Origin of the sequence: Microbacterium sp. LMX7-1.2, from assembly GCF_040675935.1 — a bacterium.
Classification (GTDB): Bacteria; Actinomycetota; Actinomycetes; order Actinomycetales; family Microbacteriaceae; genus Microbacterium.
In genome coordinates, this window is the sequence record NZ_JBEGIL010000001.1 from 1614703 (window position 1) to 1635938 (window position 21236).

At 70.2% G+C, this 21236-nt stretch carries 21 protein-coding genes; 8 read left to right on the top strand and 13 right to left on the bottom strand.

Features of this window, described 5'->3' with window-relative positions:
- Positions 1–89: 89 nt before the first annotated feature.
- Positions 90–3932 (bottom strand): HtaA domain-containing protein, encoded by a 3843-nt coding sequence (locus MRBLMX7_RS07780; protein WP_363367272.1) that lies wholly within the window; start codon positions 3930–3932, stop codon positions 90–92.
- A 161-nt stretch (positions 3933–4093) separates the two neighbouring features.
- Between MRBLMX7_RS07780 and MRBLMX7_RS07785 the strand changes: the two genes are divergently transcribed.
- Genes MRBLMX7_RS07785 through MRBLMX7_RS07795 form a run of 3 tightly spaced genes read left to right on the top strand, consistent with a single transcriptional unit; the run spans position 4094 to position 7073 of the window.
- On the top strand, positions 4094–5218 hold the full coding sequence (locus MRBLMX7_RS07785; protein WP_363367274.1) for a heme/hemin ABC transporter substrate-binding protein: 1125 nt from the start codon (positions 4094–4096) through the stop codon (positions 5216–5218).
- Positions 5215–6288, top strand: a complete 1074-nt coding sequence (locus tag MRBLMX7_RS07790; RefSeq protein WP_363367276.1) for a FecCD family ABC transporter permease — start codon at positions 5215–5217, stop codon at positions 6286–6288. The genes MRBLMX7_RS07785 and MRBLMX7_RS07790 overlap by 4 nt, the downstream gene beginning before the upstream one ends.
- A complete protein-coding gene (locus tag MRBLMX7_RS07795; protein WP_363367278.1) occupies positions 6285–7073 on the top strand; it encodes a heme ABC transporter ATP-binding protein in 789 nt (262 codons plus the stop codon). The genes MRBLMX7_RS07790 and MRBLMX7_RS07795 overlap by 4 nt, the downstream gene beginning before the upstream one ends.
- Here the strand turns inward: MRBLMX7_RS07795 and MRBLMX7_RS07800 are convergent.
- Positions 7070–7504: a GNAT family N-acetyltransferase gene (locus tag MRBLMX7_RS07800; RefSeq protein ID WP_363367280.1), complete on the bottom strand. Its 435-nt coding sequence runs from the start codon at positions 7502–7504 to the stop codon at positions 7070–7072. The two genes, MRBLMX7_RS07795 and MRBLMX7_RS07800, sit on opposite strands and share 4 nt — an antisense overlap.
- Positions 7505–7534: 30 nt before the next feature.
- Positions 7535–7906 (bottom strand): sterol carrier family protein, encoded by a 372-nt coding sequence (locus MRBLMX7_RS07805; protein WP_363367282.1) that lies wholly within the window; start codon positions 7904–7906, stop codon positions 7535–7537.
- Between the two features lie 55 nt (positions 7907–7961).
- On the opposite strand from MRBLMX7_RS07805, the gene MRBLMX7_RS07810 reads away from it, so the two are divergent.
- The 4 genes from MRBLMX7_RS07810 to MRBLMX7_RS07825 all read left to right on the top strand — a co-directional run bounded on the left by MRBLMX7_RS07810 (position 7962) and on the right by MRBLMX7_RS07825 (position 12051).
- Complete coding sequence (locus MRBLMX7_RS07810) at positions 7962–8642, top strand: NUDIX hydrolase (RefSeq protein WP_363367284.1); 681 nt, start codon at positions 7962–7964, stop codon at positions 8640–8642.
- Between the two features lie 161 nt (positions 8643–8803).
- Positions 8804–10081, top strand: coding sequence for a phosphoribosylamine--glycine ligase (gene purD / locus MRBLMX7_RS07815; protein ID WP_363367286.1), 1278 nt, complete (start codon positions 8804–8806; stop codon positions 10079–10081).
- Positions 10082–10258: 177 nt separating this feature from the next.
- Entirely contained in the window at positions 10259–10744 is a 486-nt protein-coding gene (locus MRBLMX7_RS07820) for a winged helix-turn-helix transcriptional regulator (RefSeq protein ID WP_363367288.1), read from the top strand.
- On the top strand, positions 10741–12051 hold the full coding sequence (locus tag MRBLMX7_RS07825) for an MFS transporter (RefSeq protein WP_363367290.1): 1311 nt from the start codon (positions 10741–10743) through the stop codon (positions 12049–12051). The genes MRBLMX7_RS07820 and MRBLMX7_RS07825 overlap by 4 nt, the downstream gene beginning before the upstream one ends.
- Positions 12052–12145: 94 nt before the next feature.
- Here MRBLMX7_RS07825 and MRBLMX7_RS07830 read toward each other — a convergent pair whose 3' ends face one another.
- From MRBLMX7_RS07830 to MRBLMX7_RS07875, 10 genes are all read right to left on the bottom strand, one after another.
- Positions 12146–12874 (bottom strand): amino acid ABC transporter ATP-binding protein, encoded by a 729-nt coding sequence (locus MRBLMX7_RS07830; RefSeq protein ID WP_363367293.1) that lies wholly within the window; start codon positions 12872–12874, stop codon positions 12146–12148.
- The gene (locus MRBLMX7_RS07835) at positions 12871–14295 is read right to left on the bottom strand and encodes an amino acid ABC transporter substrate-binding protein/permease (RefSeq protein ID WP_414685140.1); all 1425 of its coding nucleotides are present in this window, start codon (positions 14293–14295) and stop codon (positions 12871–12873) included. Before MRBLMX7_RS07835 ends, MRBLMX7_RS07830 begins: the two co-directional genes overlap by 4 nt.
- 117 nt (positions 14296–14412) lie before the next feature.
- On the bottom strand, positions 14413–14967 hold the full coding sequence (locus tag MRBLMX7_RS07840; protein ID WP_363367296.1) for a GNAT family N-acetyltransferase: 555 nt from the start codon (positions 14965–14967) through the stop codon (positions 14413–14415).
- Between the two features lie 40 nt (positions 14968–15007).
- Positions 15008–15244, bottom strand: a complete 237-nt coding sequence (locus tag MRBLMX7_RS07845) for a DUF2442 domain-containing protein (protein WP_363367298.1) — start codon at positions 15242–15244, stop codon at positions 15008–15010.
- Complete coding sequence (locus tag MRBLMX7_RS07850) at positions 15225–15449, bottom strand: DUF4160 domain-containing protein (protein WP_363370861.1); 225 nt, start codon at positions 15447–15449, stop codon at positions 15225–15227. Before MRBLMX7_RS07850 ends, MRBLMX7_RS07845 begins: the two co-directional genes overlap by 20 nt.
- A 138-nt stretch (positions 15450–15587) precedes the next feature.
- A complete protein-coding gene (locus MRBLMX7_RS07855; protein ID WP_363367300.1) occupies positions 15588–17159 on the bottom strand; it encodes an MFS transporter in 1572 nt (523 codons plus the stop codon).
- Positions 17156–17779 carry a PadR family transcriptional regulator gene (locus MRBLMX7_RS07860; protein WP_363367302.1) on the bottom strand — a complete coding sequence of 208 codons (624 nt, stop codon included), beginning with the start codon at positions 17777–17779 and terminating at the stop codon, positions 17156–17158. Before MRBLMX7_RS07860 ends, MRBLMX7_RS07855 begins: the two co-directional genes overlap by 4 nt.
- Before the next feature lie 66 nt (positions 17780–17845).
- Entirely contained in the window at positions 17846–18061 is a 216-nt protein-coding gene (locus MRBLMX7_RS07865) for a DUF2945 domain-containing protein (protein ID WP_363367304.1), read from the bottom strand.
- A gap of 79 nt (positions 18062–18140) precedes the next feature.
- The gene (locus tag MRBLMX7_RS07870; protein ID WP_363367306.1) at positions 18141–18824 is read right to left on the bottom strand and encodes a response regulator transcription factor; all 684 of its coding nucleotides are present in this window, start codon (positions 18822–18824) and stop codon (positions 18141–18143) included.
- Positions 18825–18846: 22 nt separating this feature from the next.
- On the bottom strand, positions 18847–20094 hold the full coding sequence (locus MRBLMX7_RS07875; protein ID WP_363367308.1) for a sensor histidine kinase: 1248 nt from the start codon (positions 20092–20094) through the stop codon (positions 18847–18849).
- A gap of 227 nt (positions 20095–20321) precedes the next feature.
- Between MRBLMX7_RS07875 and MRBLMX7_RS07880 the strand changes: the two genes are divergently transcribed.
- On the top strand, positions 20322–21209 hold the full coding sequence (locus MRBLMX7_RS07880; protein ID WP_363367310.1) for an Ltp family lipoprotein: 888 nt from the start codon (positions 20322–20324) through the stop codon (positions 21207–21209).
- Positions 21210–21236 lie beyond the last annotated feature (27 nt).

Below are 21236 nucleotides of genomic sequence, written 5' to 3' on the forward strand. Positions count from 1 at the left end.
CGCTGCCGGGTCTGCGGCGGGGATGCCCCGGACGCAGAGCACCGCCCGCCCCGCGTCCGCTGCGGGGAGGGCGATGCCGTCCTGCGGGGTCAGACCTCGGTCGCGACCTCGGCCCCCTCGGCCTTCGCCCGGTTGCGGCGTGCGACGAGCACACCGCCACCCGCGGCGAGCACGACGACCACGAGGCCGCCGACGATCCACGGCCACACCGGCGCGCCGTCGACATCGGCCACCGCGGTGACCGCGGTCGTGGCCGCGCTGGCCTCGGCGGGCGCGTCGTCCTGCTCCTCGGCGGGCGCACCGCACGCGGTCGCGACGGGGATCCGCGCCGTCACCGGGTCGAGCTCCTCACCGGCGGCGTAGGTGCCGAAGGCTGCGGCACCCGCCTCGGTGAGCGTCGTCGGCAGCGCGTCGAGCGACAGCATCCCGTCGACGACGGCGGCGTCCGCGAGCGGGAACTCCGCGAACCGCACACTCTGCTGGTCGATGCTCTGACCGTCCTGCGTCGTACCGAGCACGTCGAGCACGACGTAGCCGGTGTCGCCGGCGAGCTCGACCCGTGCGTTCGCGACCGTCGTGTTCAGTGCTCCCCCGTGCCCGGTGAAAGCGATGCTGCCGCCGAACGTCATCAGACCGGTGAGGGTCTCGTCGTCGAACGAGCCCACGCCGCGCTCCCACACATAGTCCGGGTAGCGGTACTCGACGCCGTCGAGCGTCCATCCGCCCGCGGCGATGCCCTCGATGTACGTGCGGAACGACTCCTTGAAGCCCCACTGCAGGGTCGCTCCCTCGACCGTGCACTGGCCGAGCGCCGCCGTGGTGGCGCGGGTGAGCGTGAACTCGAGCCCGCGCGACACCGAGCCCTGCAGGGTGAGCGTGTGCGCGCCGTCCTCGAGGCTCGCGGGCAGCGTGCCCGTCCAGGTCGCCACGCCGTCGGCATCCGCCGTGACGGTGTCGAGCAGCACGGGCGTCGAGTACACGACGACCTTGATGTCCTTCTCGCCCGCCTGGAAGCCGGACGCCGAGAAGCTGGCCGACTGCCCGGACTGGAGTGCGGTGAGGTTCGTCTCGTCGATCTGGATGCCGGTGGTCGCCGGCGGGGTCGCAGGGATCGTCGTCTTCGCCTTCACGGCGGCCGCGGCCACCGTTCCGGTTGTGCCCGCGGGGGCGGCGGCGACGGATCCGATCGTGAACGTCACGGGGTCGAGCGTCGTCGAGAAGCCCGCGAGCACGCGGTCACGACCGGCGGCCGTGAGCGTCGCCGGGGCGCCCGAGTACGTGACAGCCCCGTTGGCCGACGTGACGACGGCCCGCGAGAGGTCGAGCGTCGCGAACGCGACCTGCGCGCCGCCGTGCGTGACCGACAGGGTCGCCGCGCCCGCGGAGGTCACGGTGACCTGCGGGTTGGAGACCGTGACGTCGAGCACGCCGCCGTGACCCGTGAAGCGCACGGAGCCGCCGTAGATCACGCTGCCGAGACCCGAGGCCGTGCTGTAGTCGCCGCCGGCCGTCTGCCCGAACTGGAACCGTCCGTCGGCGCGTGTCGCACCGCCCGAGACCTCGATCGCGCCCTTGGCGATCGGACCCGTGACGTAGGTCGTGAACGAGGTCGAGATGCCCCAGCGCAACGAGCCACCGGGCACCACGACGCCGGGCGTCGTCGGAGGCGTGACGGGCGGTGTGACGGGCGGTGTGGTCGTCGGGCCGAAGATCCTCTCCCACTGCTCGGGCGTGACCGTGACCGCGCTGCGGCCGTAGATGGTGCTCGCGGTGGGCATGGTGTGCTGCTGCCACACGATCACCTCGTAGGTCTTCGTGCGATCGAGCAGCTTCGCGGCCGCCGTGAGGTCGACCGTGAGCGCGCCGCCCGTGACCGGACGCACGTACTGCATGGCGGCGAAGCCGCCGCCCGCGGTCACATCGGCCTCGGTGCCGGTCTCGATCAGCGCGACGTAGGCGCCGGCGATGTCGCCGAGCTTCGACGCGGAGGCCGTGACGGTGAGGCCCTCGTCCGCGGTCGCCGTCTTCACGGTCGCGGAGACGACCGGGGCGTTGCCGTAGTTCAGGACGACGCTGCGCTCCTGCGCCGCGTTGGTCACGCCACCGGCGCCGTAGGTGTACACGCCGTAGGCGCCGGGCGTCGCGGGAGCATCCTTCAGCGTCAGCGTCGCGGTGAACGTGCCGTCAGCGGCGATGTCGACCCACTGCGAGCGGATCGTGGACTGGTACTGCGACGGCACCTGATCGAGCACCGACTCGGCCAACGCCCACTTCTGCGCGCCGACCGAGCGGGTCGACGATGCCGCGCCGGTCGACGGCTGCCAGGCGTTCGCGAAGTTGCCGAACACGACGTACGTGCCCTGCGGCAGCGTGTTCGGGATCGGCACACCGCGGCCGCCGACGTTCGCGGTCGGGTCGTAACCGGAGCCCTTCACGACGATCGTTTCGCCCGCCTTCAGAGCGGTGGCGCCTGCGGGGGTGGTGCCGTCGGCGAGAAACACGGTGATGGCCGGTGCGGGGTCGACGACGTCCCAGATGGTGTCGCTGATCGCGACGGGCGTGCGGGCGAGCATCGTCTGGGCGTTCGGCATGGTGTGCTGCTGCCACACGATGACCTCGTAGGTCTTCGTGCGGTCGAGGTCGGCCGCCTTGGCGGTGAGGTCGACCGTGAACGCGCCGCCCGTGACGGAGCGCACGTACTGCATGGCCGCGAAGCCGCCACTCGCGGTGACGTCGGCCTCGGTGCCGGTCTCGATGACCGCGGCATACACCCCGGTGGCACTGCCGAACGCGGCGCCGGTGACCTTCGTGGTGACGCCGGGCGAGCCCTGGGCCAGGGATGCCGCGGCCGTGATCTTGGGGGTGACGGCGTAGTTCAGGGCGACGCTGCGCTCCTGCGCCGCGTTGCTCACCCCGCCGGCGCCGTAGGTGTAGACGCCGTAGGCACCGGGTGTCGCGGCCGTGTCCTTGAGCGTGAGGGTCGCGGTGAAGGTGCCGTCGGCAGCGATGTCGACCCACTGCGAGCGGATCGTCGACTGGTACTGCGACGGCACCTGGAGGAGCACGGACTCGGCGAGCGCCCACTGCTGCGCACCGACCGAACGGGTCGCGGAGGCGGCGCCCGTCGAGGGCTGCCAGGCCGAGGCGAAGTTGCCGAACACGACGTACGTGCCCTGCGGGAGGTTCGCGGGGATCGGCACTCCCCGTCCGCCGACGTTCGCGGTCGGGTCGTAGCCGGAGCCCTTCACGACGATCGTGTCGCCGGCCTTCAGCGCGGTCGTGCCGGCGGGCGTGGTGCCGTCGGCGAGGAAGACGGCGATCGACGGCTCGGTCGGCTCCGGCGTCGTGCCGGGGTCGGTGCCTGGGTCCGTGCCGGGATCGGTGCCGGGGTCGGTACCCGGATCGGTTCCGGGGTCCGTGCCCGGGTCGGTGCCGGGATCCGTACCCAGGTCCGTGGACGGCGGGAAGACGGCATCCCACTGCGCACCGGAGATCGCGACGTCGCCGCGGGCGTAGATCGTGTCGGCGTTCGGCACCGAGTGCTGCTGCCAGATCAGGACCTCGTACACCTGGGTGCGGTCGAGGTTGTCGGCCGGGGCGGTCAGCGTGAACGAACTCGCACCGGCGCTCACCGCGGGGAACGGCGTCGCGAAGGCCGCGTAGCCGCCGCCGGGGCCCGAGAGTCCGGCCTCGGTGCCCTTGACGATGAGCGCGGCGTAGGCGCTGGAGACCTCGGGAAGCCCCGATGCCTGCACCTGCACCGAGACGCCTGCGGCGTCGGCGGAGGCCACGGTCGCTGCGACCGAGCCGGATGCGGCGTGCGCGGGAGGCACGATCACGGCTCCGGCGGCGACCAGGAGGAAGGAGAGGAGGGCGGCGAGCGCGACGCGCAGACGTCTGCTCCCCCAGGATGCTGTAGCTGTGTGATTCACGGTTCTCCAGGCTCCCGGGCGCGCGGTTCGGGCGCGCGCCCGCGGTGCCGCAATGCGATCGGGCAAAAGGGGATTGTTGGTTAGGCTTAGCTAAGTAAGCTCCATTCCTGAGACTAGAGCGGCGTGGAAGACCACGTCAAGTTTTAGGCTAGCCTTGCCTAATGCGTCGAGTCTTCGCCCTCCTGCTCGCTGCCGCTCTCGCCGTCGGCCTCGCCGCGTGCGCCGACCCCGACGCGACCGCCGCGCCGCAGGACGCCGCGACTCCGGACGCGTGCCCCCAGGCATCCGTCCCCCTCGCCTCGCTCGACCTGGTCGACGACGTCCGCACCGCGACCGGTGGTTCCACGGCCTGCCTCTCGAGCCACGCGATCGAGCCCGTGAGCGACGACACCGCCCCCGACCTGCCCGTCACGCTGACCGACAGCGAAGGCCGCGAGGTCGAGGTCACGGACGTCGACCGCATCCTGCCCATCGACATCTCGGGCACGATCGCATCGACCGTGTTCGCGCTCGGACTCGGCGACCAGGTCGTCGGCCGCGACTCCTCCACGCAGTTCGTCGGCACCGAGGACCTGCCCGTCGTCACGAAGTCCGGCCACACGCTCAACGCCGAGGCGATCCTCGAGCTCGCCCCCACCGTGATCCTCACCGACACGACGATCGGCCCCAAGGAGGTGCGCCAGCAGCTGCGCGATGCCGGCATCGCGGTCGTCGTGATCTCGAGCGACCGCCGCCTCGCCACGACCGACGAGCTGGTCACCGAGATCGCCACGGCCCTGGGCGTGCGCTCGCGCGGGGCGGCCCTCATCGAACGACTGGATGCCGACCTCGAAGCGTCGCTCGCGGAGATCGCCGCCGTCGTGCCCGCCGATGTCGAGGACCGTGCGCGGATGCTGTTCCTGTACGTCCGCGGCAGCGCGAACGTGTACTACATCTTCGGAGAGGACTCCGGCGCCGACTCCCTGATCGACGCGGTCGGCGGCGTCGACGTCGCGGGCGAGATCGGCTGGGAGGGCATGAAGCCCATGACCGCCGAGGCGCTCGTCGCCGCACAGCCCGATGTGCTCGTGATGATGACCGACGGGCTCGACTCGGTCGGCGGCATCGACGGGCTGATCGAGCGCATCCCGGCGATCGCCGAGACCCCCGCGGGCGCGAACCGTCGCGTGATCGACATGGCCGACAGCGAGATCCTCAGCTTCGGGCCCCGCTCCGCCGAGGTGATCGGCGCGATCGCCCGCGCCCTGTACGCGCCCGAGGCCGCCGCAGCCGAGCCCGCGAAGTGAGCGGCGAGGTCGTCACCCGCACTCCCGCGGGCCATCGGGCGCTGCGCTTCACCCTCGTCGTCGCCGGGCTGGTCACCGCGCTCGTCGCGACGGCCGTCCTGTCGATCACGAGCGGCCAGTACACGCTGTCGCCCACCGACCTCATCGGCGTGCTGCTCAAGGGCGTCGGCATCGACACTGCCTGGGCCCCGGCCGCCACGACGGACTACGGCGTCATCTACAACCTCCGCCTCCCGCGCCTCGTCCTCGGCCTGCTCGTCGGCGCGGCCCTCGCGGTATCCGGCGTGCTCATGCAGGCGATCTTCGGCAACCCGCTGGCGGATGCCGGAGTCGTCGGCGTCTCCTCCGGCGCGGCGCTCGGCGCGGCCGCGAGCATCACCCTCGGCCTCGCATCCTTCGGCATGTGGACGACCCCGGCCTTCGCCTTCCTCGGCGGACTCGCCGCCGTGCTCGCGGTGTACTTCATCAGCCGGTCGGGCGGGCGCACCGAGGTCGTGACGCTGCTGCTCACCGGCATCGCGATCAACGCGATCGCCGGCGCCGGCATGGCGTTCCTCACGTTCCTCGGCACGACGTCGACGCGTGAGCAGATCGTGTTCTGGCAGCTCGGATCCCTCAACGGCGCGCTGTGGTCGCACGCCGCGCTCGTCGCCCCACTCGTCGCGGTCGGCGTGGTCGTGGCGCTGATCGTCTCCCCTCAGCTCGACCTCTTCGCCCTCGGCGAGCGCACCGCACGACACCTCGGAGTCCGCGTCGAGGCGCTGCGCATGGTCGTGATCGTGACGGTCGCGATCCTCGTCTGCGCCGCGGTGGCGTTCGCGGGCATCATCGGCTTCGCCGGGCTCGTCGTGCCGCACCTCATGCGCATGCTGATCGGACCGGCGCACCTGCCGCTCATGATCTCCTCAGCGCTCGGCGGTGCGCTGCTCATCGCGCTGGCCGACCTCGTCGCCCGCACGGCCGTGCCGCTCGCCGACCTGCCGATCGGCATGATCACCTCGCTGGTCGGCGGGCCGTTCTTCCTGTGGCTGCTCGTGCGCACGCGCCGCCGCTCGGGGGGCTGGGCATGACCGTCGTCGACGCCGCCGTGCGGCTCCGCGCGACCGAGATCACCATGCGCCTCGGCGGCGACCGCGTGATCCTCGACGACGCGTCGATCGCGATCAGGGCCGGCGAGATCCACGCCCTGGTCGGCCCGAACGGAGCGGGCAAGTCCACACTGTTCGGGGTCCTGGCGGGCGACGTCGTCCCGGCTTCCGGAGAGGTCGCGCTCGACGGGACGCCGCTCGACGGCATCCGCGCGGCCGACCTCGCCCGCGCACGCGCCGTGCTGCTGCAGGAGAACGCCGTCTCGTTCCCGTTCAGCGCCGAGCAGGTCGTGCGCATGGGGCGGGCGCCGTGGGCGCGCACCGAGGCGTCCGCGGAGGACGACGAGGTCGTCGCCGCGGCGATGGCCGCGACCGAGGTGCTCCCTCTCGGCTCGCGCCCGGTGACCTCGCTGTCGGGAGGAGAGCGCGCCCGTGTCGCCCTGGCCCGCGTGATCGCGCAGAGCACCGGCATCCTGCTGCTCGACGAACCCACCGCGGCCCTCGACCTCAAGCACCACGAGGACGTCATGCGGCTGATCCGCGCGCAGGCGGATGCCGGGATCGCCGTCGCGATCGTGCTGCACGACCTGAACGCGGCCCTCGCGCACGCCGACCGCGTCACGCTGCTCGACCGCGGTCGGATCGCCGCGTCGGGCACACCCGCGGAGGTCCTGACCGCCAAGCGGATCGAGGCCGTGTACGGCCAGGCCGTCGACGTCTTCCCGCATCCCGTCACGGGCGTGCCGCTGGTCGTCGCGAGGCGTTAGGGTGCCTGCGTCGGATGCACGGGGAGCGGCGTCGCCGGACGCACCAGGGCGGTGCGGTCGGGCTCCGCGAAACCGAACTGCTCGTAGAGCCCGTGCGCATCGCTCGTGAAGAGTGTCCACCTGAAGTGGGCGCCCGGACCGTCGTCGATCATCGCCTGCACGATCCGCTTGCCGAGACCGTGGCCCCGATGCGCATCCACGACGATCACGTCCGCGAGGTAGGCGAACCCCGACCCGTCCGACACCGCCCGCGCGAAGCCGACCTGTGCCCCGGTGTGCTCGTCGTACACGCCGATGACCCGCCACGCGTCGCGGATCTGCGCCTCGATGTCCTCGCGGCTGCGCCACTTGCCCCAGTACACCTCGCGGAGCGCCGACCACACCGCGTCGATGTCGATGCGGTCACGGGAGTCGTCGACGGCGTAGCTCATCCGTCCATTCTGCATTCGCCGCCGACCAGCTCAGGGGCGCAGCGGCAGCACGTCGACCAGGTCGGCGCGGGTGCCGGAGGCGTGGATGCGGCCCGCGGCCGCGGCATCCGTCCAGTGCTGCGCTCCCGTCGCGACCGCGATCCAGGTCACGGCGTCCATCTCGACGACGTTCGGCGGCGTGCCGCGCGTGTGCCGCGGACCCTGGATCACCTGCACCGCGCCGAACGGCGGCACGCGCACCTCGACGCTGTTGCCCGGTGCCTTCTCATCGAGCAGCTGCAGCAGGTACCGCACCGCGGTCGCGAGGTCGGTGCGTGTCGGCTTCTCATTCGCAGCGTCGGCGGCGCGGACGGCGTCGAGCGCGGCACGGCCGTCGATGATGTCGATCCTGCGGGAGGGCATGCGATCCAGGGTACGCCCGGCCCGGATCCTGCGGCCCGGGCATAGGCTCGACACGATGAGCCAGAATCCCGAGACACTGCACGGCGCACGAGCCGAACTGCTCGCGGCCGCGCAGCGCGCGGATGCCTGGGCCCCGGCCCTCCCGCCGAACGTCGGCGACGCCCACGCCGCGTCCGTGCTCGTGCTGTTCGGTCGGCTCGACAGCGTCCCGGCGCAGACGGACGAGCTGACCGTCGCGGCCGATCTCGATGTGCTGCTGCAGCGCCGGGCCGCCACGCTGTCCTCGCATCCCGGTCAGGTGTCGTTCCCGGGCGGTCGTCGCGAGGACGAGGATGCCGACGCCGCGGCCACCGCGCTCCGCGAGGCGCAGGAGGAGACCGGCCTGGATCCGTCCGGGGTCGAGGTGCTCGCGACGCTCGGCGAACTCCCGCTGGCCGCGAGCAACCACCTCGTGACGCCGGTGCTGGCGTGGTGGCGTGCGCCGTCACGGGTCGCCGCGGTCGATCACGCCGAGACGGTCGAGGTGTTCCGGGTGCCGGTGGCGCAGCTGCTCGATTCGAGCATCCGGTTCACCTCGACGATCCACCGCATGGGCCGCACCTGGCGCGGGCCGGCGTTCGACGTCGACGGCACGATCGTGTGGGGCTTCACGGCCATGGTGCTCGACGCCCTGTTCGACGCGACCGGCTGGACGCAGGAGTGGGACCGCGGAGTCGAGCGCCCGATCGAGCTCTGACCCGCACCCGGTCGAGGCCCACCCCGGCCGACTGCCACGACTCCGGGGACTGAGGCATCTCGGACCCCACAGGCTGCTTTCTGCCTCTCACGCAGCGTTCTTCCGGAGTTGTGGATCTCGCCCCGCCGAAACGTCGCGACGCGCCTCGGTAGGCTGGACACGTGAAGATCCTCGTCCTCGGTTCCGGTGCCCGTGAGCACGCGATCATCCTCGCCCTGCGGGCCGAGCAGACGGAGCACGAGGTCTTCGTGGCACCGGGCAATGCGGGCATCGCGCAGGACGCGACGCCCGTCTCGGTCGACCCGCTCGACGGCGCCGCCATCACGGCGTTCGCGAACGACAACGCGATCGATCTCGTCGTCGTCGGTCCCGAGGCCCCGCTCGTCGCGGGTGTCGCGGACGTGCTGCGTGAGCGCGGCATCCCGGTGTTCGGCCCGGGCAGGGCCGCCGCGCAGCTCGAGGGATCGAAGTCGTTCGCGAAGCGGATCATGGATGCAGCCTCCGTGCCGACCGGGCGCGCGGTGCGCGCCACGACGACCGCCGAGGTCGAGGCCGCGTTCGACGAGCTCGGCGCCCCGCACGTCGTGAAGGCCGACGGCCTGGCCGCGGGCAAGGGCGTCATCGTGACCTCGGATCGTGCCGAGGCCCTCGCGCACGCCGAGCAGTACCTCCCGTCGGGCCCCGTGCTGATCGAGGAGTTCCTCTCGGGACCGGAGGTCTCGCTTTTCTTCCTCAGCGACGGCGACACGGTGCGCGCGCTGAGCCCCGCGCAGGACTTCAAGCGCGCGCTCGACGGCGACGAGGGTCCCAACACCGGCGGGATGGGCGCATACTCCCCGCTCCCCTGGCTCGCCGAGCAGTTCGGCAGCGAGCAGGCGTTCGTCGAGGAGGTCACGCGCGATGTCGCCCTCCCCGTGATCCGACAGCTCGATGGCGAGGGCACCCCGTTCATCGGCCTGCTCTACGCCGGGCTCATCCTCACGCCCGCCGGCGTGCGCGTGATCGAGTTCAACGCCCGCTTCGGCGACCCCGAGACGCAGGTCGTGCTGCCCCGTCTTGTGACGCCGCTGTCGGAGCTGCTGCTCGCCGCGGCATCCGGCACCCTCGAAGACCAGCCCGAGCCGGAGTTCTCCGACGACGTCGCGATCACGGTCGTCCTCGCGAGCGAGGGCTATCCCGAGGCGCCGCAGACCGGTCGGCCGATCGAGGGCCTGGCCGAGGCGGCCCGGGTCGAGGGTGTGCGCCTCGTGCACGCCGCGACCGCCAGCCCCGACGCTCCCGGCGGATCGCTCGTCGCGACCGGAGGGCGCGTGCTGAACGTCGTGGCGACGGCATCCGACTTCCGCACCGCGCGCGACCGCGCGTATGAGGCGATCGGCCGTATCCGCCTCGAGGGCTCGCACCACCGCAGCGATATCGCCGCGCGCGTCGCGGAGTAGTCCGCACTCCTGCCCGGGCCGCCCGTCCGCCGCCCGCCCGCCCTCCCGCCCGTCTATTTCTGCCGTTCGGCACGAATGGACCCTCTGTTTCTGCCGTTCGGCAGAAACAGAGGGGCAGGTGGGTCGCGCAGAGCATCGGTACTTGACACCGCGTACTTTCTTCAAGAAAGTGAGTGGATGCCGCTCCGCTCCGACTGGTCGACAGCCACGTGTCCGATCGCCCGCTCCGCCGACGTCCTCGCCGATCCCTGGGTCCTGCTGATCCTGCGCGAGCTGTTCTCCGGCCGCACGCGCTTCGACGAGCTGCGCGACGCCACCGGCGCGGCCGACTCCGTGCTGTCCCGACGCCTCACCGCCATGACCGACGCCGCCCTGATCGCTCGCAGCGAGGAGCGCGGCTACGCCCTCACGGATGCCGGGCGCGAGACGCTTCCGGTCCTGCACGCCTTCGCGCGCTTCTCCCGCGCGACCGACCCCGACGGACCCTGGGGACTCACGGTGTCCTGCGCGCGATGCGGCGAGGCCGCCGCATCCGCCGACTGGTGCCCGCACTGCGATGCCCCGCTCGACACCTACTCCACGCTGTGGGCGCGGCGGAGCATGGGAGGCGAGCCCTTCGCGCTCGTCTCCGGCGAGACGCGGGTGCCGGGAGCCTCCGAATGACCGCCGAGACCGTCGAGGAGCCGACCGGCACTCCGACACCCCGACCACGCCGCCTGCACCCGGCGTGGATCGTCGCGCTCGTCGCGCTCATCGCCCTGATCGGCGCCGCCGGATTCCGTGCCGCGCCGGGTGTTCTCATGCTCCCGCTGCAGGACGAGTTCGGCTGGACCACCGCCGAGCTCTCCCTCGCCGTCACCGTCAACCTGCTGCTGTTCGGGCTCACCGCCCCGTTCGCCGCGGCGCTCATGCAGCGCTTCGGCATCCGCGCGGTGACAGTGACCGCGCTGTTCGTGATCGGCGCGGGCTCGGCGCTCAGCGTGTTCGTCGCGACACCCGCGCAGCTCATCCTCACGTGGGGCGTGCTGATCGGCCTCGGCACGGGGTCGATGGCGCTGGTCTTCGCAGCGACCATCACCGACACGTGGTTCGCGACGCGGCGAGGCCTGGTCTCCGGTGTGCTCACGGCCGGCAGCGCCACCGGGCAGCTGATCTTCCTCCCCGTGATCGCGACATCCGCCGAGCAGATCGGCTGGCGCGGAGCATCCCTCATCATCGCCGGCGGCGCTCTCGCGGTCGTGCCGCTCGTGTGGATCTTCCTCCGCAACCAACCGAGCGACCTCGGCGTCGGGCGCTTCGGAGAGGCGGCCCCGACCGCACCGCCACCGGCGCGACCCCGCGGCAACGCCTGGGGCGCTGCGCGCCTCGCCCTCACGACGCTGCGCGACGCGGCCCGCACGAAGACCTTCTGGGCGCTGGCGATCGGCTTCGCGATCTGCGGCGCCACGACGAACGGCCTGATCGGCACGCACTTCATCCCCAGCGCGCACGACCACGGGATGCCGACGACCACCGCCGCGGGGCTCCTCGCCGTCGTCGGGATCTTCGACATCGCCGGCACGGTGTTCTCGGGCTGGCTCACCGACCGCGTGAACCCTCGCATCCTGCTCGCCGCCTACTACGCCCTGCGCGGGGTGAGTCTGCTGTTCCTGCCGAGCCTGCTGTCGGCCGAGGTGCAGCCGAGCATCGTCGTGTTCATCGTGATCTACGGCCTCGACTGGGTGGCCACGGTGCCGCCGACGATCGCCCTGTGCCGCGAGGTGTTCGGCGACCGCGGACCGCTCGTCTTCGGGTGGGTGTTCGCCGCGCACCAGGTCGGCGCCGGGATCGCCTCGGTGCTCGCCGGGATCGTGCGCGACCACACCGGCCAGTACACGATCGCGTGGTTCGCGGCCGCGGGGCTGTGCGCGGTCGCCGCCGTCGTGAGCGCCACGATCCGCCGGCATCCTTCCCCGGTCGAGACTCCCTGACCCGCCCGTCTATTTCTGCCGTATGACGCGAACAGACCGTCTGTTTCTGCCATACGGCAGAAACAGACGGTCTTGAGACGGGCGCGCGGGACGCTCAGAGCACCTTCGAGAGGAAGTCCTTCAGACGCTCGTTCTTGGGCGACCCGAAGAGCTCGGCCGGCGGCGCGGACTCGACGACGACGCCGCCGTCCATGAACACCGTGCGACCCGAGACCTCCCTCGCGAAGCCCATCTCGTGCGTCACGAGCACCATCGTCATGCCGCCGGACGCGAGGTCGCGGATGACCTGCAGCACCTCGCCGACCATCTCAGGGTCGAGTGCGCTCGTGGCCTCGTCGAACAGCATGATCTCAGGGTCCATCGCGAGCGCGCGGGCGATCGCCACACGCTGCTTCTGACCGCCCGAGAGGGATGCCGGCTTCGCATCGGCCTTCTCGGCGAGACCCACCCGGTCGAGCAGCGCCAGCGCGCGCTCGCGCGCCTCGGCCTTCGACATTTTGCCGGTCTCGACGGGCGCGAGCGTGATGTTCTCGAGCACGGTCATGTGCGGGAAGAGGTTGAAGTGCTGGAACACCATCCCGATGCGCTGACGCACGTCGTCGAGCTTGACGCTCTTGTCGGTGAGGTCGACGCCGTCGATCACGACGTGGCCCGACGTGGGCTCCTCGAGCTTGTTCAGGCAGCGCAGCAGGGTCGACTTGCCCGAGCCCGACGGCCCGATGACCGCGATGACCTCGCCGTCCTCGACCGTGAGGTCGATGCCCTTGAGCACCTGGTTGTCGCCGAACGACTTGTGCAGGTCCTTGACCTCGATCTTGCTCATGCGTTGAACTTCCTCTCCAGGCGGTTGGCCAGCAGCGTGAGCAGCGTGATCACGACGAAGTAGATGATGGCGACGATCGTCAGCACCTGCGCCGACAGGTACGTCGAGGCGATGATCTGACGCGACACGAAGGTGAGCTCGGCGAGGCCGATGACGCTGATCAGCGACGTGTCCTTGAGGGTGATGATGCCCTGGTTCACGAACGACGGGATCATGATGCGGAACGCCTGCGGCAGCACGACCTTGCGCATCGTCTTCCAGTGTCCCAGGCCGAGCGAGCGCGAGGCCTCGTTCTGACCGGGATCGACGGCCTGGATGCCGCCGCGGATGATCTCGGTCATGTACGCACCGGTGTTGAGCGACAGCGTGATCGCACCGGCGACGAACGGGTTGAACGTCAGCCCGGGGAACAGCTGCGGGATGGCGAAGAACACGAAGAAGGCTTGCACGAGAATCGGTGTGCCGCGGAACACGAACACGTAGGCGGTGGCGATCCAGCGGAACGGGGCGATGCGCGAGATGCGTCCGAAGCCGAACACGAGGCCGAGGATGAACGCGGCGACGATCGCGACGAGCGTCGCGAGGATCGTGAGCCACAGGCCCTCCATGAGCGCCGGCCAGTACTTCACGGCCACGGAGAAGATGTCGGTGGCCTGCGTGGATCCGCCCTCGCCGTCGCCGGCCGACAGGTACGTGTCGACGATCTCGTCGTACTCCCCCGAGTCCTGCAGGTTCTTGAGCCCGGCGTTGAACATCTCGATCAGCTCGGGGTTCATCCCCTTGTTGACCGCGAAGCCGTACTCGCCGCCGAGCTCCGGCTCGCCCACGAGACGGAAGCCCGATCCCTGCTGGATGCCGTAGGCGAGCACCGGGAAGTCCTCGAAGTAGCCGACGGCCTGACCGGCCTTGACCGCGTCGACCATGTCGGTCGTGTCGGAGTAGGGCGTGACGCGGAACCCGTACTCGTCCTGGTTGTCCTCGGCGAAGGTCTGGCCCTGGGTGCCGGTCTTGACGGCGACGGTCTTGCCGTCGAGGTCGTCGAGCGACTCGATGTCGCTGGAGTCGAGCACACCGAGCTGGATTCCGCTCGTGAAGTACGGGTCGCTGAAGTCGAAGACCTGCTTGCGCTCGTCCGTGATCGACATGCCTGCCATGACCGCGTCGACCTGGTTGGCCTGCAGCGCCTGCACGGCGGCGTCGAACCCGAGCTGGCGGATCTCGACGTCGAAGCCCTGATCCTTCGCGATCGCGCGGAGCAGGTCCATGTCGATGCCGACGAGGTCGCCGTTCGGGTCGGTGAATTCGAACGGCGCGAACGTCGTGTCGGTGCCGATGACGTAGGTCTCGCCGGTGCTGTCGGCGGTCGCGGCGGTGGCGCCGCCGAGCAGGGCGCCCGCGGCGACGAACGCCGTGAGCGCCATCGCGCCGACGGTGCGACCGAGCCGTCGCAGGCGTGCGGTCGCAGAGGTGGATTTCGGGATCACGACGGATGCTCCTCGGATCGGATACGGCGGACGGACTGCCGCCGAGCATCCACCCTACTTTGCGCGCGCTCCGGGCCCCGCGAGGTCGATCCAGTACCGGCGCAGCATCGCGTACCCGCGCGCGGACTGATCGCTCACGTCCTGCAGCACTCCGCCGGCCCGTTCGATCGTCCGATAGGAGCCGACGTTGTCGTCATCGCAGGTGACGAGCACGCGGTCGAGACCGACCTCACGGGCACGATCTAGGGCGAGCGCGAGGCCCGCAGAGGCGACTCCCTGGCGCCGACGCGACGCGCGCACCGAGTAGCCGATGTGGCCGCCTGCCTCGCGGAGAAAGTCGTTGAGCTCGTGTCGGAAGGACACGAAGCCGACGACCTCGCCCTCGTCGACGATCCAATAGAGATCGTTGTGCACAGCGCCCTCGGGGGCGGGCGCCGAGGTGTCGGCGAGCAGCTCGGACTTCGCGATCAACGCATCGAGAGTCGCGCGGTCGGGAGTGACCGGTGCCTGCAGACCCGATCCGTCGATGTGACCCTCACCGAACTCCGCGACGGCCGAGGCCCAGGAGTCGAACAGGGCGGGCGTCGGGCGGAAGAGCGTGATGGCCATCGCCCGATCCAATCACGCATGGCACCTCGGCCCGAAACCGTCAGCGCCCGCGGAGCAGCGCCGCGATCGAGATGTCCTCGTCGAGTCTCGGCCAGTGGATACCCTCACCGGCGCCGATCAGAGTCCACTCCGACCTCTCGGCGGCGGATGCCGCTGCGAGGCGAGGAAACCACGTCAGAGGCACACTGAGCGTCCGCCCGTCATCGATCCGCACATGCAGCTGGAGGTCGTCCGTCGTGAGATCCACGACGTGCGCGTCATCGACCGAAGTGCTCATGCCATGCCTCCAGGATCGGGGACTCGTGTCGTGTGACGATCGACGCCAGCAGCCGCATCCGCCGAGCATCGAACGACGACTTCGCGGCCGATTCTACGGGCGAAAGCCAGAACTTGGCAGTCATTCCGGAATGCTCCACGTGGACATGCGGAGGCTCCGATCCCTCATTGCTGTAGAAGAAGAACCGGTACCCCTGGATGCGCATCACCGTCGGCACAGTCCGAAGCTAGGAAGCCTCGGACCATGCCGCCCATCCAGAGGCGAGAATCCTCGAGCTCTGTGGAGAATCCAGAGACGGAACGCGCTGTGCAGGGTCAGTCGGATCGCGACGCTGCCGTCAGACTCAGGCGGTCGGAGCCGGGTCGGCGGCCGGGGCGGCGGGAGCGGATGCGGCGGCGGCACCGGCATCCTCCTCCTTCGGCGCACCGCGGAGGAAGAGCGCCGCGATCAGACCGATCACGATAACGCTCGCCGGCAGCAGGATCGCCTGCGACATCGCCGCGGCGAATCCGTCCGCCACCGGCGCCGGGAGCGTCCCGCCGGAGCTGATCGATCCCGCGGAATCGCCCATGCCCGGGAGGTTCGCCTCGAGACGCGCCTGCATGAACGTCGCGATCGCGGCGGAGCCGATCACCGAGCCGATCGTCCTGGTGGTGTTGTAGATGCCCGCGCCCGCTCCGGCTTGACGCATCGGCAGACGGCGGGTCGCGGTGGTCGCGAGCGGCCCCCACATGCCGGCGCTGCCGATGCCGAGCAGGGCCGACGGGAAGAGGAACATCCAGATCTCGGTGTCCATCCGCACGAGCGACGAGTACCAGACCAGCGCCGAGGCGAAGATGACCAAGCCGGGGATGAGGATGAACCGAGGGTCGGTGCGGTCGAGGATCTTGCCGGCGACCGGGGCCAGGACACCCGAGAACACGGCCATCGGGATCATCAGCAGCGCCGCCTGCGTCGGGGTCAGACCGCGCGCGATCTGCAGGAAGAACATGAGCGGCAGCGACATGCTCGTCACCGCGAAGCCCACGGTCGCGATCGCGATGTTCGCGCCCGAGAAGTTCCGGTCGCGGAAGAGATCGAGCGGCACGAGCGCCTCGCTCTTCGTCTTCCACTGCTGCAGGATGAACAGTCCCATCACGACGATGCCGGCGATGATCAGGCCCCAGACCGAGATCGGACCCCAGATCACGCCCCAGTCGTACTTCTCGCCCTCCTGCAGGCCGAAGACGACGAGGAAGATCGCGGCGGCGCTGAGCACGACGCCGAGGATGTCGAAGCGGTGCGGGTGCGTCTTGAGCTTCGGGACGAGGATCCACGCGGCGACGAAGGCGATCACGCCGACGGGAAGGTTGACGAAGAAGATCCACTCCCAGCCGAAGCCGTCCACGAGCACGCCGCCGAGCAGCGGACCGACCAGGGTCGCGACGCCGGCTGTGGCGCCCCACAGCCCCATGGCCGCTCCACGGCGGTTCGGCGGGAAGGTCCGGGTGATGACGGCCATGGTCTGCGGCGTCATGAACGCGGCACCGAGGCCCTGCACGGCGCGCGCCGCGATCAGACCCTCGAGTGAGGTCGACAGACCGCACCAGAGCGACGCGAGCGTGAAGATCGCGAGACCGATGAGGTAGATGTTCTTCGGCCCGAAGCGGTCGCCGAGTCGTCCGGTGATCAGCAGGGGCACGGCGTAGGTGAGCAGGTAAGCGCTCGTGACCCACACGACGTTGTCGAGGTTGTTGGTGTTCGGGTCGAGCGCGGCCTTGATCGCGGGGTTGGCGACCGAGACGATCGTCGTGTCGACGAGGATCATGAAGAAGCCGATGACGAGCGCCCAGAGGGCGGGCCAGGGGCTCTTGGGCGCGTGGCCGGCGGCGAACGGGCCGGTCTGAGGGCCTGCGGCCTGGCGGGAATCGGTCATTGCTGAGCAGCCTTTCGCTGAGCGAGGTAGCGGTCTGAATCGGTGAAGGCGGACGGACCCCAGGGGAGCTCGCCGCCGTCGAGACGGGCGAGGAGCGTATCGAGCCAGCGCAGTTCGGCGTCGAGCAGCACCTCCTCGCGTTCGATCTCGACGAGCACCTGGGCGGGTACGCCCTTGGCACGGGCCTTGGCGAGGCCGTGCCGGTGCATGTCGTGGGTCTCGACGAGGGCCGTGCGACGCTCCTGGAGCAACGCGCGCACATCGTCGCGTTCGAGGTTGTGGGATTCGGCGAGCGCGATGCGGAAGTCCTTCTCGCTGTCGACGCGGGGAAGCTCGCGACGCACCCACGCGATGACGGTGTCGCGTCCGGCATCCGTCAGCGTGTACGTCGTGCGCTCGGGACGGTTGCCGTCGCGGTCGATGCCGATCTCGTCGATCAGCCCGCTCCGCTGCAGGCGTGCGACGGTGTGGTAGAGCGTGCCGTTCGTGATCGTGAGCAGGCGGTCGTCGTGCCGAGCGCGCAGCAGCCGCACCATCTCATAGGGATGCATGTCGGCTTCGCGCAGCAGCGCGAGCACCATGACCCCCATGGGCGTCAGCGTGTCGATCGGCTTCTTCACAGCCCTGCTCCATCCCGATTAGTCCACGTGGACTATACGCTCGTTCCGGGATCAGGACAAGTCGCCTCAGTTCTTCAGTCGACGCAATGCCGACCCCTTGTGCGCAGCCTCGTCTCCGCTCTTCTCCGACTTCACGATGTAGGCGGGCTCGTCTGCGGATGCCGTGAAGTGCTGCCCCGCGAACTCGAAGTCCGCGGTCTTCTTCTGCCGCACGGTCCCGCGGGTGCGTCCCTGTGAGGTGTTCCAGCTCACACGGTCACCCGTGGACAGATCCTTGGACATGATTCCTCCGCTCGTTCTCTCGAGCGTTGCCGAGGCGGGCGGAGTCACGGGAGTGCCTTGACACGCTGCGTGGAGGCGTTCAGACCTCGACCGGTCCGAGACCGGCGCGCTCCACGATCACGCCGACCTGCACGCGGTTGCGCACCGCGAGCTTGACATAGACCTGTTCGAGATGCGTCTTCACGGTGCCGGGAGCGATGTGCAGACGCACGCCGATCTCCTGGTTGGTCGCTCCGGATGCGACGAGAACGGCCACCTCACGCTCACGGTCGGTCAGAACGGATACCCGGTCGATGGCAGCGCGACGACCGGCGCCCCCTTCGCCTTCCACGGCCCGGCGCACGAGCTGGGCCGTGGACTGAGCGGAGAACACCACGTCTCCCGCGGCCGCGCGATGCACCGCCTCGAGAATCCGACCCGGCGCTTCATCCTTGAGCAGATACCCCGTCGCGCCAGCGAGCAGCATCCGCATCAGCTGCCCCTCTGCGTCCATGCTGGTCATCGCAACCACACGCGCCGAGGATTCGGCCACGATGGCCGCAGTGGCGTCAGCGCCGTCCATGACCGGCATCCGCACGTCCATGAGGACGACGTCCGGTCGATGACGCCGCACGAGATCGATCGCCGCGGCGCCGTCCGCAGCCTCTCCGACGATCTCGATCCCCGCATCGACACCGAGCACAAAGCGGAAACCGCTGCGGATGAGCGACTCGTCATCGACGACGAGGACCCGCACAGAGGGGGCGTCGTCGGTCGGGCTCACGCACCGAGCATAGCGATGCCGATCAGCCGGCCTCCTGCCATGGCATCGATACGTCGACCACGAACTCTCCCGCGTGCGGTCCGATCCACGCCTCTCCGCCGAGCGCCGCCGCTCGCTCGCGGATCCCGAGCACTCCGTTCCCGCCACCTGGCACGACCGTGAGGGCTCCCGCGACGATCGGATTGACGACCCGGATGCGCGCTCCGTCCGTGGGCGCCACACGAACGAACACGTCGACCGGAGCGCCGCCGGCGTGTTTGACAGCGTTCGTGAGCGCCTCCTGCACGATCCGGTACACGGCGCCGTCCAACAGCGCCCCCGCACGCTCGACCGATTCGATGAGCACCATCGACGAGACCGGTTGCCCGGCCGATCGGATGCTCGCGAGCAGAGCTCCGATGGCGCGCATCGTCGCCGGCGTGCGGGACGTCTCGAGCGGCGTACTGCGGAGATCGCCGATCAGACCTCGCATGTCCTGGAGCGCCGCGTGCGTCTGCTCACGCACCGTTCGAGCGATGTCCGTGGCCGCGCCGTCGCCCGCCGCTGATTCGAGCGCCCCCGCGTGCAAGGACACGACGGACAGACGGTGCGCCAGCGCATCGTGCATGTCCCGAGCGATGCGCTCCCGTTCAGCCTGCCGCACGGTCTCCTCCCGCAGCGACTCGACCCGCTCCGAGGCCGCCGCCGCCTGTCTCTCGCTGCGATCCACCCGCTCGCGCGCCCGCCCGACGAACACCACGGCTGCCGCGACCGAGAGGGACAGGACGGCGCTCGCCAGCGACGCGACGACCCATCCCGGACCGTCGTGTGCCGAGGGATCGGCGGCCAGGAAGTAGGGGAGCGCGGATCCCCAGGGTGTGAAGATCTCTCGAAGGGCGAACAGCGCGACGAGGGAGGACGCGACGATGGCGACTGCTCTCAGCCGCGCGGGATGGCGCCGCGCGAGCCCGACAGCCCCGACGAGCAGCAGCACATACGAGACCCCGAGGACCGCCAGTGCGACCCCGGCGATCGTGGCGAGCATCGGCACGCGATCGATCCAGAGAACGGTGAGCCAGCAGAGGATCGCGAGGAAGGCAAGGCCTGTTCCGAGTCCGGTGACCGACACTCGTCCGTCTGTCGCAGATCCGGTCGCCGAGAACACCGCCGCGCCGGGGACATTCGCCACGGCGCAGACGTCGAGGAGCGCCCCGACGACGATCATGACGACCCGACCCGCGGCGTCCCGGGCGCGCGTCGTCAGCGGCGGCGTGGTGGGTCCGATCGTCATGCCCTCGAGCGTATTGCTCTCGGCCCCGTCACACGTGCGCCGTTCGGCGGGAGTGTCTCCGCCGAACGGCGGAGGGTATCAGGGCCGAGCAGCCGATCCGATGTGAGGCGAGCGTCGAGCAGACTGAGTGGAGCGAAGACCGCCGGATGTCCGATATACATACATCTGGTCTCTTGATCTATTCACAGCAATATATTCGTCCGACCCATGACCACAGGGAGCATCACATGAGCCTCGACAACAACAGCCAGACCCCGCCGCCGCCGCCTTCTCCGTTCGGAGCGCCCGCTCCGCAGGCACCCGCCGCGCCGACCTACCCGGCTGCACCGATGCCCGGCGCCACGACGAACCTCGCCGCCCCGGCACCCGGCGTTCCGACCCCCGCCGTGGCGACCGGAACGAAGTCGTTCCTCGCGACCTGGCTCCTCTCGCTGCTCCTCGGCATCCTCGGTGTCGACCGCTTCTACCTCGGCAAGGTGGGCACCGGCATCCTCAAGCTCATCACAATCGGTGGCCTCGGAATCTGGGCACTCATCGACCTCATCCTGGTGCTCACCGGATCGACCCGCGACTCGCGCGGTCTCGCGCTCGCCGGCTACCAGGAGCACAAGAAGGTCGCCTGGATCGTCACCGGAGTCGTTCTCGTGCTCGGCATGATCACCGGAGGCATCAACGGCGCGCAGCGGCCGTCCCTCCCCGCCTCGGACGCTCCGTCGATCAGCGCGCCGGCCGGCGATGAGGAGGAGGACACCGTCGCCGCCGACGAGCCGGCCGAGGCCGAAGAGGCACCCGTCGAGGAGCCCGCCGTGCCCGCCGAGTACGCCTCCGCACTCGTCAAGGCGCAGACCTACTCCGACATGATGGCGATGAGCAAGCTCGGCATCTACGACCAGCTCACCTCGGAGTACGGCGAGAAGTTCACCCCCGAGGCCGCGCAGTACGCCATCGACAACGTCTCCGCCGACTGGAACGCCAACGCTCTCGAGAAGGCGAAGACCTATCAGGACGCCATGGCCATGTCGCCGGCAGCGATCCGCGACCAGCTCGTCAGCGAGTACGGCGAGAAGTTCACCCCCGAAGAGGCCGACTACGCGATCGCACACCTGAACGACTGATCACGACCAGGGCTTCCGGGCCGCGAC